The organism is Sutcliffiella horikoshii (assembly GCF_044809035.1).
GTDB lineage: Bacteria > Bacillota > Bacilli > Bacillales > Bacillaceae_I > Sutcliffiella_A > Sutcliffiella_A horikoshii_G.
Genome location: NZ_CP085237.1, coordinates 2,195,303 through 2,212,500 on the forward strand (window position 1 = coordinate 2,195,303; position 17,198 = coordinate 2,212,500).

The window sequence follows — 17,198 nt, forward strand, 5'->3', positions numbered from 1 at the left end:
ATTGTAAAAGCCCTTTTTATAAGGGCTTTTTTCAAATTTTGAAACCTTTTTATGATTATTTCGTATTAGTATTATTCCCTATCTACCTATATACTTAAGACTAACAATTAAATATTTAGAATGAATGAGGTGTAGAAATGCCGCAAACGAAGTGGTTTAAGGTTGGCTATGGAATTATTGTCATACTGTTAATTATTTTTTTAGCATCACTGGTAGATTTTATCTTCACCCCTCTCACCGTGATGATAAGCACGTTATTTGCACCAATTATTCTTGCAGGTGTGCTTTACTATTTACTTAGACCCCTTGTAAATCTTGCTGATCGATATGTACCAAGAGGGTTGGCTATACTAAGTATTTACCTTATGTTTATAGGGCTAATTACTTTACTCTTGTTTTTAATTGGTCCAACGTTACAACAACAGGTTAACAGTCTTGTTAAAAATACGCCTGAAATTATTAATGAAATTAGAGATTACACGATCGAATTGCAGGAAAATGAATATATCGCAAGATTTCAACAGGATGAACGTTTCTCCTTGGAAGAAATTTCAGGAAAGATTGCTGATAATTTGAATGCTTACCTTACAGCGTTCGGCTCTAATGTGGTAAACGTCATTAGTGCGATTACAGGATTCCTTATTCTGCTTGTAATCATTCCTTTTGTCCTTTTTTACATGTTAAAGGATGGAGATAGATTGCCTGATCAGGTACTTAAAATCATTCCTCGTCAACATGAAAAGGAAGGCCGAAATGTATTAAAAGATATGGACATAGCTTTAAGTTCCTATATTCAAGGACAAATCATTGTCAGTGTTTTTGTTGGTGTTTTAATTTACATTGGTTTCCTTATCATCGGACTTGAGTATTCCCTCGTCTTGGCTTTAATTGCGATGTTTACAAATGTCATACCATTTATTGGTCCATTCATCGGAACGATACCAAGTATTGTCGTAGCCTTTTTTGACGAACCTATTATGGCTTTATGGGTACTCCTAGTAGTTGTCATTGTTCAACAGATAGAGAGCAATTTGATCTCACCGCAAGTTATGGGTAAGAAATTGGATGTTCACCCTTTGACAATTATTTTACTTTTACTTGTGGCTAGTAAGTTTGCAGGGTTGCTTGGCCTACTGCTTGCCGTACCAACCTACGCAGTTTCTAAAGTGATAGTCCTGCATACGATACGATTTATCAAACTGAGAAAAATTAAAGTTACCGAAGATTCACTACTATAATTAGTAATAAGCATGTCATGCAAAGTTGATTTCACTTTCATGGCATGCTTTTTTATTGGAAAAAAGTACTTATAGTTGTTATGATGATAAAGAACGAATTAGTTTAGTTCATTAAACGACAAAAGTGAGATGATAAAAATGGCTCAAACACATACCTTTACAAAAGGAGAAGAAATTGCAAATACAATTACACATGGAATAGGAATTTTAACGAGTATTGCAGCCCTTGTTTTATTGATAGTGTTTTCTGCTATCAACGGAACTCCTCTTCACTTGGCTACTTTTATCGTTTATGGCATTACCATGCTGATGCTTTATACATCCTCAACGTTATTACATGCATTGCCAAAAGGAAGGGCAAAAAATGTTTTTGAGATACTCGATCATTCCTCTATCTACTTTTTTATTGCAGGAAGTTACACTCCCATCACCCTCATCATTATGGATGGTGCCCTCGGATGGACACTTTTTGGAATCGTATGGGGACTCGCTATAGCAGGAACGGTCTTTAAAGTGTTTTTTGTGAAAAGATTTATTTTGGCTTCTACCCTTCTTTATGTATTGATGGGCTGGCTTGCAGTGTTTGGATGGAATGATATTACTTCTACCGTGGATGCTGCCGGTATTGCCTATTTAGTTGCCGGAGGGGTTGTTTATAGTTTAGGAGCTGTTTTTTATGTGTGGCGTGCGTTTCCGTATCATCATGCGGTTTGGCATGTTTTTGTGTTAGGCGGGACTGTGCTGCATTTCTTTTTTGTTTTGTTGTATGTTTTACCTATACAATAAGCTGTCCAAGAACCTGGACAGCTTTTTTAATTCCTATTATCCCTTTAACTGTTGATATCCGTTCCAGCGCGCCTTCCACTCCAATCAACTTGGCTACTGCATTAATTAGTAGGTGGTAAATCTGAATAATTTTTGGAGACGGTACATGGCTTTTTTGGCTATAGTCATTTCATCCTTATAGGCATCGTACGGTAAGGTGTACTCCTGATCTTGGTTACTCCATAACCTCAAGTAATAATCATTCATGTCTTTCATAACCTGCTCATTGTTATTGGCCGTTATTTTTATATCCGTTTCTAAATTAAGATCATAAAGATTTCTTCTTGTGAAGTTCGCAGATCCACTTATAATGGTAGATTCCTCCGCCCTCTTGAAATAAATCATTTTTGGATGGTATTGCTCACCTTGAGTATTATACCATCGTAATTCAATATTTCCTTGTCCTTCTTCAAGCAATTCTGCTGCAACTGGTCGGTTCGGGAGACCGATTTTCTGTTGACCAAATGCATGTTCATTAGGGTCAAGAATCAAGTTAACCGTCACTCCGCGATCTGCAGCGTCTATTAGTTCCTCAATGATCTTTCTTTCAGCCAAATAGAACATTCCTACCCAGATCTCTTCCTTATCCTTTGATTTTTTAATTTCCTCCAGAACATGATCTAATATTTTCCTTTCGGTTAACAATTTTACCGCAATGTCACCTTCTTCTGCCTGGCCCGTATATTTTGGTAGTGTTCCACCTCCGGAAAAATCAAGGATTGCCTGTTCTGTTTTTAAAATATCACCGATGATGTTTCCGGAAACTTCAAACGCGGTATTAGAATGCAATCCGCTTGCATCATGTGGGTTTGCGGACGAGATGATGGCGCTTTTATCAGTCGCAAGTACCTTTCGGTGATTTGCCTTTATGTTTAGTAGCTTTAAATAGGATCTCACGGTCGTCTCAGGGGCGCTTTTAGCCATGGGGTTTTGAATCCAACCAGACCCACCTTGGCCAAACCATTGAAAGAAAACTCTCCAGACACCCGAATATAACGGGTTTGAATCGCGAAGAACCTTGACGTTTGTTTCAATTACTCTTATTCCATTATCTTGGAGTTTTGACAATTCTTCCGCCTCATGTGATCCATATGTGGTATTAACTTCATCTGTTATAAAAACAATATCCACTTCCGGGTTGTCTTGCTTTTTGGAGATAAGGGTATTCATCAAATCAGCACTAAGAGGTGGGTAGTCCATCTCCCCATCGTTATAACCGTTAAACAAGAACATATCAATCACAATAAATTCTTCCGCTTCCTCTATAACCTCAAATATGCGGTTGAATATTTCATGTTCTGTTGTTACTTCTTTCTTTTCTCCGTAAGTTATATCAGATAAAAGATTTACTTCATTTACATAGTGAACATCTCCTTCAAACGAAACCCCCTCCGGCAAAGGCTTATAACTGTGATAGACGCTTGTTACTATTACAATAAGAATGAGAAATATTATAAATGTCAGCATTTTATTTTTCTTTATATAGTTTTTCATCTTGTATTGTTCCCCCTAAAATAGTGGCGAGAGCCCGACCAGTCAATCAACCGAAAGCTCTAATTTGATCAGCTGGTCATCATCTGGGACAGGGTTTCCCCTTCCATCTGTGTTATTGGTTATAAAATAAATAGAATCCCCCTCCTTCCATACATCCCTAATGCGTCCATTATCTTTCCAAAGGACAGATTGTAGTTTGGAGCCAATGTCAAAAGCTCTTACCATTTCACCCCTTAAGCTTGCTGCATATAGAATTCCGTTCTCGACGACAATGCCAGATGGAGCCCAAGTATCAGTCCCAGAGTGAAATAATGGCGCTTCTACTTCTTCCGCATGGTCATCTCCTGTATAGGTTGGCCAACCGTAATTCCCCCCCTTTTTTATAATATTTATCTCATCAAATGCGGATGGTCCATGCTCTGATGCATACATCTCACCGGTTTCTTTGTCCCATGCTATCCCTTGAGGATTTCGATGGCCATAACTGTAAACATAAGATCCTAGAAATGGATTATCCTCGGGAACGCTACCATCCAGATTCATTCGAAGAATGCTACCAGTGAGTAACTCTTTATCTTGCGCAGACTCAGGTACATTGGCATCTCCGACTGTTACATATAACTTGTCATCAGGGCCGACTTTTACACGGCCGCCGTTGTGAAAAATTGCGCCATCTATGTCTTCCAAGAGAACTCCTGTTTCTTTCCAGACTGTCCCGTCGTATTTTAACGTAACAATCCTATTCTTCACTGCTTCTTCCGTCCCATATGTATGAAAAGCAAACGCGAGTCCGTTTTCTTGAAAGTCAGGATGTAGTTCCATACCAAGTAACCCGCCCTCCCCATAGATCAATAACGGTTTTTCCAGTTGGATATCTTCCCTGGTCATGCCGTCTTTATCTATTTTCACAATCTTTCCTGTTCTTTCGGTAATGTAAAATGTATCTCCTGATTTAGTGATAGACCAAGGCACATTTAATTTGGTCGCTATTATTTCTTTATTACTGATGCTAGATTGTTGATCTTCAGGTGAAGTGTTCGTTTCTAACGCCTCTTTATTATTCTCACTTTCCCTTTCCAGCACAGAAGTACAACCTGTTAAAAAGAGACACAGCAAAGCAATAATTAGTCCGAAATTTTTCAAAAAAGTCACCACTCTACTCTTTTCCCCTCATCTTTCAAGTCTAATCCAAATAACGAATGAAAATACAAAAAAACAAGACGTGTGAGCGCCTTGTTTCTTTAAATGTTATGCTTTTTCAAAATAGGTTTTATAATATCCGCCAATATGGCCGCTGTTGTCTTTTACGAAAATAAACTCTTCCGTTTCATTCTTCACTTCGTACGTTTGTCCGACAGTCAGCATATTGCTAACTAGATATTTTTTTGCGTCTGTATGTACACACTTTACGTGCTGTACCGTTTCTTTTTTATCCCAGGAATTATGTATCATTTGCTTTGCACCTCCACAGTTATCTCTCAACTATTTTACCTCATCTTTTATTAATGAACAAACACAACTGTTTTCTCATATGATTAGGTGAGGTGAAAATGTATGACCAATAAAGCGTATACGGATCTACTGGCTTTACTTGGGATTGGTGGTGCTCATCCTGGAGGGATAGAGCTTACAAAAACCATCCTATTAAAAGAAAGTCTTGAAGATAAGAAACTACTCGAAATTGGGTGTGGCACGGGACAAACGTCTTTGTTCCTGCATGCAATGAACGTAGATATTACACCCATCGACAATCATCCTATAATGATTAAAAAAGCCAACCATCGATTGGCTGAACAACAAGCAGATATAAAGGCCCTACAAATGGATATTGAAGAGACAGAGTTTGGTGATAGCACTTTTGATTTAATTCTTTCTGAATCTGTTTTATCCTTTACCAATACAGTCAAAACACTTCCGGAATTGCATCGATTGCTTAAAGCGGACGGTGTTCTGCTAGCGTTTGAAATGACGAAGAAAGATACCATGCAGCATGAGTTGGAAGACAGAATGAAACAATTTTATAATATGCCTAATATTTTCAGTAAAAAGGATTGGAAAGAAGCACTTGAACAATGTGGATTTAAGAAGGTGGAAATCACTCCTCTGGCGATAGGAGAATTAGAACCATCTGAACCAGATATCAACCCTTCTGAAATAATAGAAGAGAAGTATTTTGAAGTGATGCACCAACATGAACAGCTAACTTATGAATCACAAGAACATATTGAATTAAGTGTTATTCGGGCACAACGGTAAAAAGCTGGAGCTTAAGTATGCTTCAGCTTTCTTTTGTGACAGTTTGACTGTGCTCCATAAAGTCTTCCCTACATACGATGGAAATTCCGTTTTTCTTACCAAATAGATGTAATTGATCATACATATTATCCGGTTTAAAATTTATTAATCGAATGGGGAAAAGTTTGTCTGTATAAATGAATGCCCCTCTGGCTGACCATCCCACCCGTTTAAATACGATTTTCCTTATATCACTGGCAACTATTTTTTTCGAATAAAACGTATGTCCTAAAAACAGTATTTCGTACTGCACTGTTGTTTCATCTAACTTTATTTCATATCGAATGAAATAGGAAAACAAGATAATCATTCCTATGGACAGCTGTACCACTCCCCTTCCATAATGAGCTTGCAACATTTGATAGGTTCCTTGGATCAGCATCAAGGATAAAATAAAGCTGTGGACTGCTGTAGGATACTTTGCTATATAGCGCAATAAAACATCTCCCATCAATTTGGATTAGGTTATACTTGGCGTAATGAACTTATTTTCCCACCTTTATCCCAACATTATCCTCTTAATTGTGAAATGTAGGTAATATCTACAATATATATCATCCCATGCCAACATTTATACAGTGAAATAGTTGTATATACTTGTTACGATATTTTCTAGAGCGTCCGAGAGTTGATGATTATCCACAACACAAGGAGGAATTACTTTATGAAAAAACTTATTGCAATCTCTACTGCAGCTGCAGCATTATTTGCCGGAACAGGATTTGATGCACAAGCAGCTGGTTCACATAACGTACAATCAGGCGATACGCTTTGGAATATAGGAAAATCATACGGAGTTTCTGTAAAAGAAATGAAGGAATTAAATAATAAAAACAATCATTTAATTTTTCCTGGAGAAGCATTGCAACTTCCAGATAAGGTTTCTAAAGAAGATAAAGAATTGTTGGCACGACTAGTTCATGCGGAATCCAAAGGAGAACCATATGAAGGAAAGGTTGCTGTAGCAACAGTTGTTTTAAATCGCGTTGATAGTGAGCAATTCCCTGACTCTATCAAGGAAGTTGTATATGAAACGTCTGCTGGTGGAATTTATCAGTTCTCACCTGTTGGGAATGGTCAAATTGATAAAGCAGCAGATGAAGAGGCACTAAAAGCTGTGGAAGAAGCCATTGCATTCCGTGGTGATGGCAACAACTCACTTTATTTCTTTAACCCAGACAAAACAAGTGATGAGTGGATTCGTACAAGAAAAGTAACGAAAACAATTGGTAATCACGTATTTGCACAGTAATTTTACGTAAGAAAGGCACCGGATTTATGTCCGGTGCCTTTTTCCTTATTTATAGCGCTTTGTAGTTTTTATGGTTGATAACGGTACGAATAGGTTCGCCTGTATTAGGATTTTTACCGAGTTCAACGATTACCGAGCTGTCTCTGACAACAATAACCGTGCCTTTACTACCTTTTTTCGACCCTTTATTAATTTGAATCGTATCTCCAACTTGAACGCTAGTTGTTTTTGTTTCTTCCATGTTCTAACTCCACCTTTTTATTGATTCTTTATTCTCTTCTATCCTTATTATCCCCAATGGCTGATAAATATCTTTTAATATGTGTAAAAGTTATATCCCTAATTATTGCCGTTTCATTGAAAAGTTGATGGTTACCCCCATCGATAAGAATACAAGTTGAATTTGGGTATTTTTTAATAATAAAATTTAAATTATACCTCCAATCAACTGTTGTGTCTCTATTCCCCTGAATGATAAGTAAGGCTTTCTCACTACCAGAAAGTTGTTCCGACAAACCGAAGTTCCACCGGTCTAGAGATTGAAGCCAACCTATAGGTAACCTAGTGAATTGAAGCGGATCCCTTTTCACAAGTGCTAAGTACTCTGGATCTGAAGAGTTCTTTCTAAATGTCCTGTTAAAATGAAATTTTTTCTCCCCAATGAGTTTAACACCAAATTTTGAAAATGACCACAAATATGGCTGAATCAAGGGTGCAACTAGAATAATTTTATCAAATGAGCATTCATACTCGTTCATGTAAGTTAAAATGATGGCAGCACCGGTACTATGACCCATTATTGACCATCTTTTATGTGTTATTCCTTTTTGTAAGAGGTGAGAATGGACGACATATAGGACTTGGACATACTCAGAGAAATCTTTAATATCTCCCCGGTCTCCACTTGAGTGACCATGGCCCGGCAAGTCAAACGTGATAACGCCGTATCCATCAGAAACTAATGTATGAATGATCTTGGATAGTGCACCTGAATGGTCAAGATAACCGTGAACAATGGTTACTAGTCCTTTATTCTTTTCAGGTAAAAATGTCTGTATGAAAATTTGGTGGTGTTCGTGGGTAATCATTTCACCACTATGTATGGAACCCAATGTATCCAAACCATAGAAATGTAAATATTCTTCCCTGTCATACGTTACCATAGCTGACCTCTCTTCGCTCATAAAGAAGATTACTTATTCTTATCTTACCTTAATTTTAGAACAAAAAACCGAATAATTCCCTCCCTCTTGTTGAAACATAAAGATAAATATGATGAAAGAGGTGTAGAGAATTGAACATTAAAGGATTTTTAGTAACTGGACTTGTCATGACGATGGTGATGGCAGGATGTGGTAATGTAGATGACTATGGTACAGCAAGGAATGACAATCCTAATGACGCTCTAAATGTAAATTACGATAACATGGGGCGTTACAATAGGAATGTAAGAAATGGTGACATTAACCCACGGAGAGTTAATGATACCAACGAACCAAGGCTTGAAGTGGCGGATGAAGCTACCAAAAATATTACCGATCTAAAAGAGGTAGAGTCTTGCAGTGTTCTCGTAACTAACCGCAACGCTTATGTGGCAGCTGTTTTAGAAGGAAAAGGCAAAAAGGAATTAACGAAAGATGTGGAAAAGAAGATAGCAGATCAGGTGCGTAAATCAGACGGTAACATCCGCAATGTGTATGTGTCTGTAAATCCTGAGTTTGTCGATCGTATGGAAGGTTATACGAATGATATTAGAGAAGGCAGACCCGTTGCCGGTATTTTTGATGAGTTTACGGAAGTAGTACAACGAATATTCCCGACTTCTAGATAATGTAGGAGTGGTATGAAAAGTCAAAAACCCAGATTTAAGGTCTGGGTTTTTGTTTGCATGAAGAAGGTAGTTATATCTCTTTTACTACTTTACACGGGTTTCCAACAGCTAATGAGTTTTCAGGTATAGATTTTGTCACAACACTGCCCGCTCCTATTACAGCATTATCTCCTATCGTAACACCAGGTAGTATGACAGCGTTCCCGCCTATCCACACGTTATCACCGATAGTGACTGACTTCGTCAATGTTTGATACGGCGCCTCATTTGGGCCATGTTGAAGATTAATTCGTTCAGTCGCTTTAAGAGGCTGAGTTGCTGAGTAAATTTGGACATTAGGTGCTATCAGTACATTCTCACCAATTTTCACTTTATTTGTATTTAATATTGTACAATTAAAGTTAATAAATGTATTTTTTCCTATTTCACTTCAATTGTTCATTCAGCCCATGCCAAACATAGTATACCTCATCTGCAAGCTTTGCGGCGTCTTGTGAAACCCATCCTGCAATATCACGAAGTCTTCTTTCCTGTTTATCAATGGGTACAATTCCCCGGCCCAATTCTAGCATGATTAGAATTATTTCTTCGCCCCTCTTTTGTTCTTCCTCTTTCAACTCGGAAAAAAATAAATAAAAAAATTGCCGAATGGTATCATCATTTTGTTCAGATAGTAAAGCTTTCATAATCCACTTTTCCCAGCCTTCTAAAACTAATGAAGTATCGCTTTCCCATTGTAATTTCCAGTCGTTCAAGCTACGTTCATCGTAAGCAGAAACCCAGCTTAGTTCCTCAGAATGAAGGGCTCTTACTGTAGATCTTTTCCCGCTGAAGGCACCACCGATAATGAGTTGCACTCCCACTCCCCCTTCAGATTTACCAATTTCAATAAAACACCCTTTCCATGTGTAACAGCAGGTGATTCCCAAAATGAATTTGAGGCTTTAAACTTACTAAGCATGTAGCGTATCACTCCACCGTGGGTCATTACCAGAATGGTTGTTTTTTCTCCGCAAAGCTTGTCGCTATCCAACATATTCGAAACAAACTCGTCCACTCTCTGTTGGAACATTTTCGCGCTCTCACCATTAGGCGTGGTATGTGATTCCCAATTATCAAGCCAATTCTGGTAATAAGCATCCTCCTTCAACTCATCGTATTTCTTCCCTTCCCAATCACCAAAATTCAATTCTCTTAACCTCGGATCAAGGTTTGAAGAATGGCATAAATGCAAGCACTCCAAAGTCTCTTGACATCTTATCAGGTCACTTGAATAGATGGCATCAAATGATAGACTTTCTAGTTCTTTTTTAAGTAATTCTAACTCAATTATTCCATCTAATAGAATATTTTGGTCAGTGTGTCCAAGGTAACGTTTCTCCTTGTTCCAATCTGTTATCCAATGACGAATGAGATATAGGTCCACATAACGATCAGCCCGCATAGCTCTCCCCCTTCAATGGCTGTCCCCAAAAGATCTCCATTACTTCCCTTAAAATGTTTCATCATCCAATGCCCATAACACCATGTGAATACGAAATAGCTCGGCAATAAGATTAGATATTCGGGAAGAAATAGAAACAGTGCAGCTATAGGCAACAAAGCAACGATTAGATCAATTCTTGTAAGGTTTTTCTTCCATTCAAAGGCTAAACCCTCCTGCTGAGCAGTTGGAAAAAGATACATCAGATAGACCGCGATGCCCCTTGAACAGGCAAGGATGATCACGCAACACATCATATTTTTATAGGACTCATTCAATAGTAAATAGATAAAGGTTGCTTTCCAAACGACCAGAAACAGTAAACTCAGGATTCCAAAGCTTCCAACCCGCGGGTCTTTCATAATCTCCCACTTTTTCTCAAGTGTTGCATTCGAGCCAACTGCATCCGCTACATCCATCCAGCCATCCAGATGCAAGCCTCCTGTAATCCAAATCCAGATGGTCAAAATAAGCAGTGCCAGCATCCATGAGGGCAAAACAGCTTGCAATAGAAATACAATTAAAACTAGAATCACTCCCAAAAACATACCTGTCAGTGGATAACATCTAAGAGCCCACCTGCTTGTACCCTTATTCCAAGGGCACTTTACAGGTACAGGAATCCTAGTTAAAAATTGAAGAGATAAACATAATCCATACAAGCTATTCTTCAAAAGGACACCCCTCTTCCTTTCCAATACTTTGGAATGCCAGCCTTGACCTGTACCGCTATATCAGCTTGCTTGACGATATGTTGATGAAGTAATTCCAACATACATACATAGGAGCGGACCGTTTTATACCGGGATGAAGGTTCTTCGTTCAGGTCATTTGAAACAATCAACAAAGTCAGCTCTTTCTTTCTGGCATGTGTACTCCACTCTTTGACCGCTGCAACTAGTTCTTCTTTTTCCCTTGGGATTCCATCAAATAGCATGTTACTAAGCCAGATTGTAAGGCAATCCAAGAGGATCACATCGCCTTTTTGCGCACGCTGTATGCTTCCGCCAACCTCTACCGGTGTCTCTTCTAATTGCCACTCCTTCCCCCGCTGTTCTTTATGCATCGCTATTCGCCGCTCCATTTCTTTATCACTCTTTTTAGAGGTTGCCAAATAAATCAGCTGAGTGGTGGGATTTTGAATATGTAAGGATAGAGCCAGCTTTTCCGCATAGCTACTCTTACCTGATCGAGCCCCTCCAGAGATAAAAATAATCATTTTTGCTCCCTCCACTTTTTTAAAATGGCAAGCAATTGATCATTCTCTTCCTCCGAACGTATGGCAACCCTTACGTGGCTACCTTCCAACCCTTTGAAATTATATGTATGTCTTGCCAAAATACCGTGTTGAAACAAAAAAGTGAAAAGAGATTCCGTTTTTTCCGGATTTCTATTATCTTGAAGTAGATAGAAATTGACCGATGTGTTAGAAAGATAGAAGTCATTCTTCTCTGAAAAGGTCCGCAATATCCTTGTCTGCTCATCAAGCCAACGGAGGGTTTGCCTAGCAAATTCTTTATCCTTTAATAGAATCGGAGCGATAGCACTTGCCAAAGCATTCACACTCCAAGGTAACTGGAAGCTTTTCATTTCATTTATGACTGTTTCACTAGCCATCATATAACCTAACCGAAGGCCGGGAATCGTGTACATTTTTGTCAGCGACCGGAGTAAAATTAGATTAGGATATTCTTTTAGCAACGGAGTCAACGACTCAGATGGGACAAAATCCACGAACGCTTCATCTATAACAAGGAATGTATGATCATGAAGCCCCTGTTCCAATAACATTTTTATTTCCGCTTTCGGAATGACCACCCCTGTCGGATTGTTTGGACGACATAGGAAGAGGACATCCAACTCTGGTAGTGTATCAAGCAGTTGATTCATCGGCAACCGAAAATCGTCCACAGTCGATGTTAAAAAGTCTGTTACCACTAGATGATAATGCCTGCATGCCCGTTCATATTCCGAAAAAGCAGGATGCACGACCCCTGCCCTTTTCCCTTCAAAGAATTTAGCCGCAAGGAAGATAGCTTCCGCTCCTCCATTTGTAAGAAGCATTTCCTCCTCACGGATTCCCTCCAACCATGCCAATGCACTAGTGCTATACGTATAGTCAGGATCCGGATAACACAGCAGCTTCTTCCACTGTGCCTCCAATTCATCCCGCAACCATTCAGGGGGCCCCAAAGGGTTAAGATTCGCACTAAAGTCCAAGACTTCTTGCTCTTCTGCATGCAATAGCTGCTTCATCAAATCTGGCTGACCGCCATGTTCTGGCCACTTCATCCTCAACCCCTCATTTCTGTCCCAGTAAAAATAGTAATAGAATTTCTAATCCTAAAAACACGCCCCAACCACCATGCATGTATAAAATGGATCTTGGGATATCCCCTGCTACTAGCTTTCTATGAAAATCGCCCATCGTTTTCCTGTTAGATTCAATTCCTTTATAATAATTTACGCCACCTAATTGGATCCCCATCAAGCCTGCCGTCATCGCTTCCGGCCAACCGCTATTGGGACTGGGGTGTTTCTTTGCATCCCGCATGGTAATATTCCATCCGGCTTTTCTATTAGATCCTTTTATAAAAATAGAAGATATCCAGATGGACAAAGCTGTCAACCTGGCAGGGATAAAGTTAGCCATATCATCCAGCCTAGCAGAGGCCCAACCGAAATCCAGAAATCTTTCATTCTTATACCCTACCATTGAATCCAAGGTATTGACGGCTCGGTATGCCATGGCAAGAGGGGCCCCACCAAGCAATGCCCAGAACAAAGGGGAGGTAATGCCGTCTACAGTATTCTCTGCTATGGTTTCCACCGTACCCCTGACAATTTCACTCTCTGACAAGTTCTCTGTATCTCTTCCCACAATCATGCTAAGGGCCTTCCTAGCCTCTTTCAGCTTACCATCTAGTAGCGGGATTAAGACACTTTTCCCTGCATCTGATAATCCCTTGATGGCGATGGTTGTCCATATAAAATAGGTTTCCATCAGTACACCTGCATAAAAATGGAGCTTATAGGATAGTGTTACGATTAGGAATACAGAGCCATATACTATGAGGACCACGCTTAATGCTAGAAATACGCCCTTCCATTTTCGCTTCCGCCCTTTGTTTAAGGACCTTTCCAAGAAGGAGATAATTTTCCCCATCTGTATCACAGGATGTGGCAACCAGCGTGGATCGCCCAGGAGCACATCCAACACTATCGCTGCAACCAAAATAAAAATACTTATATAGAAAACATAAGCTATCATATTTGCTGTCCTATTCTCTTTTGATATTTCTGTATTGCTTTTGTTACCCCTTCATAGACAAGATGTCCGATTCCTTTACCTATAAGGGTTCCAGATCCAGCATAAGGTGTCTTTTCCCCTTGTTGGGTGACAGCTAGAACCATGGCATCGGTGGAAGTCCCTGATGCAATGGTGCCGGTCTTCGGATCTTGCACCTTTAAATCATGGAGCGCCTTCACTTTTGCCTCGGTGGCTGACATCATTGCATTGACCAGCCCACCATCTGTTAAATGTGCATCGATAAAAAGCATGATGTTAATGGTCCCAATGGTCACCGGGGTCTGACACAGCTCAGATTTTGTGATATCAACCGCATTGCCAACACCTGCTGTAACCACTGCCATGAACTCCATTCCCTCGATTTTCTTTTTGCTTATCACAACATCCGAAAGCTTGACCGCCGTCATCATCCCGACTGACTGTTCAGTCGTAATTTCCCTTTCACGTAGCCATTCCCGGATATCTTTTAGAGGATGATCACAGTTATAATCCTTATCTACATGAAAATTGCAGAAATGCTTCTGCCATTGAATCCCTTCGCCAATCACTCCATTGGAGATTGTTCGTAACGTCTTCAAGGATTGCACATGGACGCACTTATCATCCATGTCAAATGTAAAATTATCACCAAAACTATAAAATTCTTTTTTATCCTCCAACTTTGGCGTCATTAGAAGCTGTGGCTTCGGTACAACTGGATGTGGTCCTGCTTTAATTAGCACATCATATACTCTTTCAAGTTGCTCCTCTTTTCGGAGTGTGTCAGAGTCCCCCACCTCCAGAAACCTTCCATTATGTAAAAGTGCCAAACGATCTGCATACAAGGATGCCACATTCAAATCATGCAGGATGGCAAAGACAGTCAAGCCTTTCGTATGCTGCCATTCTTTGATAAGGTCCAACATATGGAAGGTGTGCTTAATATCAAGATGGTTGGTCGGCTCATCCAACAGGAGGATTTCCGGTTCCTGAGCAAGGGACTTTGCAAGAAGTACCCGTTGCTTCTCTCCCCCGCTCAATTTTCGGAACTGCTTATTTTTGTACACGGTCACCTCGGTAATATCCATCACCTGCTGCATGATTTCCTTATCTTTATTAGTAAGGCTCTTAAGCAATCCTTTTTGGTGTGGGTACCGTCCAAGACTGATGATTTCTTCAACAGTATAATCAAAAGAAACCTGTAGTTCCTGTGTGAGCACCGCAATTTTTTTAGCCTTTTCCAACTTTGTAAAAGAGGAGAGCTGCCTCCCTGAAAGCAACAGTTCCCCCTCTACCACCGGAAGCTGGCCTGTCACAAGTTTGAAGAGGGTGGTCTTTCCACTTCCGTTCGGCCCTAGCAGCGCGAAAAATTCCCCTTTCCGTATAGCCAGATCCACCCCGTTTATAATCGGCTTTTCCAGTCGATAGCCACCGACAAGCCGCTTTAGTTCAATCATTTCCTTTCCCCTTCCCAACCCTTTCTCTGATTAGAAGACCAGCAAATACTGGCGCACCAATCAAAGCGGTAATAACTCCTATCGGCAGTTCTTTTGGTGCAATGATGGTTCTTGCAAGTAAATCCGCCAACACTAGGAACCCCCCACCAATAAGCATAGAAAAAGGGAGTACGTGACGATGATTGGGCCCAGTCAGTAGCCTCACCAAATGAGGAATCACCAGCCCGACAAATCCGATAGAGCCTGACACGGCAACAGCGGAACCTGTCAGAAGCGAGGCACTAAATAAGATGAGTATTTTTCCTCGTTTCACATTTACTCCGATATGGTCTGCCGCTTCTTCCCCCAGTGCCATTGCATTCAATTCACGATAATGCAGAAACAAAAGGATGGAACCAGCCAACATAAACGGGAAAATAAGTTGTACATGCCCCCAACTTCTCATCCCCACACTTCCGTATAGCCAATAAATGATTTGGGTCATTGCTTCTTTATCCCCAAGGGCAATGATCAATGAAATGATGGAACTGATAAAAGCGCTGATGATGATTCCCGCCAGGATGATGGTTTCAATCGCCAACGCCCGGCTGCTCAACCTGACTAGCCCGAACACAAGGAGCAAACATAACAGTCCACTGACAATGGCTACAACTGGAAGGGTGTAATTACCCAGCCCGATGATGGTAATATTAAAAAAAAGCACTGCAACCGCCCCCAATGCAGCTCCGGAGGAAACCCCGATGGTGTAGGGATCAGCAAGGGGATTCCTTAACAACCCCTGAAAAGCTGCGCCAGCTAGCGCAAGGGAAGCACCGACAAACATGGCAAGCAACACACGCGGAAAGCGGATATTCCAAATAATCATTTCTTCATTCTTCGGTATGTCAGGTAGCCATCCCATCCCAAGTGTATTTTCCGTCAAGATATGCAAAATAGTTGGAATCGGGATGGAGACACTGCTGTTCAATAAACCAAGGAGGGCTGCACCAAGTACAAACCCTCCGCTACCAAGATATAACCAAAATAGCCTATTACTCAAAAATCTCCGGATAGATAAGTTTCGCAAGGTGCTCCACCCCTTCAATCAAGCGAGGTCCAGGCCTTGTAACAGTATCACTGTCCACATCATGGACATTTCCATCTTTGATCGCAGGAACTTCCCCCCATCCAGAACGGGCCATGACACCCTCTTTTGGGTTGTCCACATAATAGCCATAGGTAGTGATGATTACATCTGGATTTAACTGGACAATTTCCTCTTCGGTCAGTTTCACCCATCCCTCCTGATTGCCGGCAGCATTTTCAGCTTGTATCGACTCCAGCATTTCATGCATGAATGTCCCTTGACCTGTCGTAAAAATATCCGGCGCAGGAGAAACCTCTACCCAAACTCTTTTCTTTTCTGTCACTTGCTTTGCTTTTTCTTCCACTGCAAGTAATCGTTCCTTCATATCGGCAACCAGCTTTTCAGCTTCTGCAGTTGTACCGGTTGCTTTTCCAATCAATTGAATTGTTTCATATACATCTGCAAACGAGGATTCGCTGCCAATGACAATGACACTTATTCCCGCTTCTTCATACTGCTGGAGGATGGCATCATGATTCTGATGATGATAATCCGTTACAAAAATCACGTCAGGCATCAGAGTCAAAATCATTTCCGCATTCATGTCCTGGCCGCCAACCTTTTCCACATCTGCGGTTTCCACTGGATAGTTACAATAATCGGACACACCGATCATTTTGTCTCCAAGGCCAAGAGCATAAGCAATTTCCGTATTGCTAGGTTGCATGGATATGATGCTTTCAGGCTCTTTTTCAATGGTAATTTCCTGACCTGAATCGTCCGTTATTGTGATAGGAAAGGCGGAACTCTGAGATTGCTCCTCACCGCTTGTACTTTCATCGATTGCTGCATCATTAACATTGCCGTTTGTTTGCTCAGAGGTCGACCCGCATCCTGATAAAATTCCAACAATTAAAATTAAAGCAAGACCGATAATTCCCCATTTTTGTTTTATTTGTTCCATCTCT

21 protein-coding genes are annotated in these 17,198 nt (G+C 40.4%); 5 read left to right on the forward strand and 16 right to left on the reverse strand.

Annotation, left to right across the window (positions count from 1 at the left end; translation table 11 throughout):
- Nucleotides 1-137 precede the first annotated feature (137 nt).
- Together LG307_RS11375 and LG307_RS11380 are read left to right on the forward strand one after the other, a co-directional pair.
- Nucleotides 138-1,238 carry an AI-2E family transporter gene (locus LG307_RS11375; protein WP_404441884.1) on the forward strand — a complete coding sequence of 367 codons (1,101 nt, stop codon included), beginning with the start codon at nt 138-140 and terminating at the stop codon, nt 1,236-1,238.
- Nucleotides 1,239-1,376: 138 nt separating this feature from the next.
- Nucleotides 1,377-2,024, forward strand: a complete 648-nt coding sequence (locus LG307_RS11380) for a hemolysin III family protein (protein ID WP_404441886.1) — start codon at nt 1,377-1,379, stop codon at nt 2,022-2,024.
- 105 nt (nt 2,025-2,129) lie between these two features.
- Here the strand turns inward: LG307_RS11380 and LG307_RS11385 are convergent, their stop codons facing one another.
- From LG307_RS11385 to LG307_RS11395, 3 genes are all read right to left on the reverse strand, one after another.
- Nucleotides 2,130-3,557, reverse strand: a complete 1,428-nt coding sequence (locus tag LG307_RS11385) for a phospholipase D family protein (protein ID WP_404441888.1) — start codon at nt 3,555-3,557, stop codon at nt 2,130-2,132.
- A gap of 42 nt (nt 3,558-3,599) precedes the next feature.
- Complete coding sequence (locus tag LG307_RS11390; RefSeq protein ID WP_404450437.1) at nt 3,600-4,700, reverse strand: PQQ-dependent sugar dehydrogenase; 1,101 nt, start codon at nt 4,698-4,700, stop codon at nt 3,600-3,602.
- A gap of 105 nt (nt 4,701-4,805) precedes the next feature.
- On the reverse strand, nt 4,806-5,009 hold the full coding sequence (locus LG307_RS11395; protein WP_010199386.1) for a DUF6501 family protein: 204 nt from the start codon (nt 5,007-5,009) through the stop codon (nt 4,806-4,808).
- A 102-nt stretch (nt 5,010-5,111) separates the two neighbouring features.
- Between LG307_RS11395 and LG307_RS11400 the strand changes: the two genes are divergently transcribed.
- Nucleotides 5,112-5,813 carry a class I SAM-dependent methyltransferase gene (locus LG307_RS11400; RefSeq protein ID WP_404441890.1) on the forward strand — a complete coding sequence of 234 codons (702 nt, stop codon included), beginning with the start codon at nt 5,112-5,114 and terminating at the stop codon, nt 5,811-5,813.
- Between the two features lie 22 nt (nt 5,814-5,835).
- On the opposite strand, the gene LG307_RS11405 is transcribed toward LG307_RS11400, so the two are convergent.
- A complete protein-coding gene (locus tag LG307_RS11405; protein WP_404441891.1) occupies nt 5,836-6,288 on the reverse strand; it encodes a hypothetical protein in 453 nt (150 codons plus the stop codon).
- A gap of 228 nt (nt 6,289-6,516) precedes the next feature.
- On the opposite strand from LG307_RS11405, the gene LG307_RS11410 reads away from it, so the two are divergent.
- Nucleotides 6,517-7,104: a cell wall hydrolase gene (locus LG307_RS11410; protein ID WP_404441892.1), complete on the forward strand. Its 588-nt coding sequence runs from the start codon at nt 6,517-6,519 to the stop codon at nt 7,102-7,104.
- 49 nt (nt 7,105-7,153) lie between these two features.
- Here the strand turns inward: LG307_RS11410 and LG307_RS11415 are convergent, their stop codons facing one another.
- Together LG307_RS11415 and LG307_RS11420 are read right to left on the reverse strand one after the other, a co-directional pair.
- Nucleotides 7,154-7,345: a DUF2187 family protein gene (locus tag LG307_RS11415; protein ID WP_404441894.1), complete on the reverse strand. Its 192-nt coding sequence runs from the start codon at nt 7,343-7,345 to the stop codon at nt 7,154-7,156.
- Between the two features lie 28 nt (nt 7,346-7,373).
- Nucleotides 7,374-8,267 (reverse strand): alpha/beta hydrolase, encoded by an 894-nt coding sequence (locus LG307_RS11420; protein WP_404441896.1) that lies wholly within the window; start codon nt 8,265-8,267, stop codon nt 7,374-7,376.
- A gap of 131 nt (nt 8,268-8,398) precedes the next feature.
- On the opposite strand from LG307_RS11420, the gene LG307_RS11425 reads away from it, so the two are divergent.
- On the forward strand, nt 8,399-8,935 hold the full coding sequence (locus LG307_RS11425; RefSeq protein ID WP_404441897.1) for a YhcN/YlaJ family sporulation lipoprotein: 537 nt from the start codon (nt 8,399-8,401) through the stop codon (nt 8,933-8,935).
- A 70-nt stretch (nt 8,936-9,005) separates the two neighbouring features.
- Here the strand turns inward: LG307_RS11425 and LG307_RS11430 are convergent, their stop codons facing one another.
- The 10 genes from LG307_RS11430 to LG307_RS11475 all read right to left on the reverse strand — a co-directional run bounded on the left by LG307_RS11430 (nt 9,006) and on the right by LG307_RS11475 (nt 17,194).
- Nucleotides 9,006-9,182, reverse strand: a complete 177-nt coding sequence (locus LG307_RS11430; RefSeq protein WP_404441898.1) for a DapH/DapD/GlmU-related protein — start codon at nt 9,180-9,182, stop codon at nt 9,006-9,008.
- Between the two features lie 178 nt (nt 9,183-9,360).
- Nucleotides 9,361-9,792 carry a bifunctional adenosylcobinamide kinase/adenosylcobinamide-phosphate guanylyltransferase gene (locus LG307_RS11435; protein ID WP_404441900.1) on the reverse strand — a complete coding sequence of 144 codons (432 nt, stop codon included), beginning with the start codon at nt 9,790-9,792 and terminating at the stop codon, nt 9,361-9,363.
- Nucleotides 9,744-10,379 (reverse strand): histidine phosphatase family protein, encoded by a 636-nt coding sequence (locus LG307_RS11440; protein ID WP_404441902.1) that lies wholly within the window; start codon nt 10,377-10,379, stop codon nt 9,744-9,746. The genes LG307_RS11435 and LG307_RS11440 overlap by 49 nt, the downstream gene beginning before the upstream one ends.
- Complete coding sequence (gene cobS, locus LG307_RS11445) at nt 10,331-11,092, reverse strand: adenosylcobinamide-GDP ribazoletransferase (RefSeq protein ID WP_404441904.1); 762 nt, start codon at nt 11,090-11,092, stop codon at nt 10,331-10,333. The genes LG307_RS11440 and cobS overlap by 49 nt, the downstream gene beginning before the upstream one ends.
- Nucleotides 11,089-11,637, reverse strand: a complete 549-nt coding sequence (locus LG307_RS11450; RefSeq protein WP_404441905.1) for a bifunctional adenosylcobinamide kinase/adenosylcobinamide-phosphate guanylyltransferase — start codon at nt 11,635-11,637, stop codon at nt 11,089-11,091. Before LG307_RS11450 ends, cobS begins: the two co-directional genes overlap by 4 nt.
- Nucleotides 11,634-12,710 (reverse strand): threonine-phosphate decarboxylase CobD, encoded by a 1,077-nt coding sequence (gene cobD, locus LG307_RS11455; RefSeq protein WP_404441907.1) that lies wholly within the window; start codon nt 12,708-12,710, stop codon nt 11,634-11,636. Before cobD ends, LG307_RS11450 begins: the two co-directional genes overlap by 4 nt.
- A 10-nt stretch (nt 12,711-12,720) precedes the next feature.
- The gene (gene cbiB / locus LG307_RS11460) at nt 12,721-13,689 is read right to left on the reverse strand and encodes an adenosylcobinamide-phosphate synthase CbiB (RefSeq protein ID WP_404441909.1); all 969 of its coding nucleotides are present in this window, start codon (nt 13,687-13,689) and stop codon (nt 12,721-12,723) included.
- Nucleotides 13,686-15,164, reverse strand: coding sequence for an adenosylcobinamide amidohydrolase (locus LG307_RS11465; protein ID WP_404441910.1), 1,479 nt, complete (start codon nt 15,162-15,164; stop codon nt 13,686-13,688). The genes cbiB and LG307_RS11465 overlap by 4 nt, the downstream gene beginning before the upstream one ends.
- A complete protein-coding gene (locus LG307_RS11470; RefSeq protein WP_404441912.1) occupies nt 15,157-16,230 on the reverse strand; it encodes a FecCD family ABC transporter permease in 1,074 nt (357 codons plus the stop codon). The genes LG307_RS11465 and LG307_RS11470 overlap by 8 nt, the downstream gene beginning before the upstream one ends.
- Nucleotides 16,196-17,194 (reverse strand): ABC transporter substrate-binding protein, encoded by a 999-nt coding sequence (locus LG307_RS11475; RefSeq protein ID WP_404441914.1) that lies wholly within the window; start codon nt 17,192-17,194, stop codon nt 16,196-16,198. Before LG307_RS11475 ends, LG307_RS11470 begins: the two co-directional genes overlap by 35 nt.
- Nucleotides 17,195-17,198 lie beyond the last annotated feature (4 nt).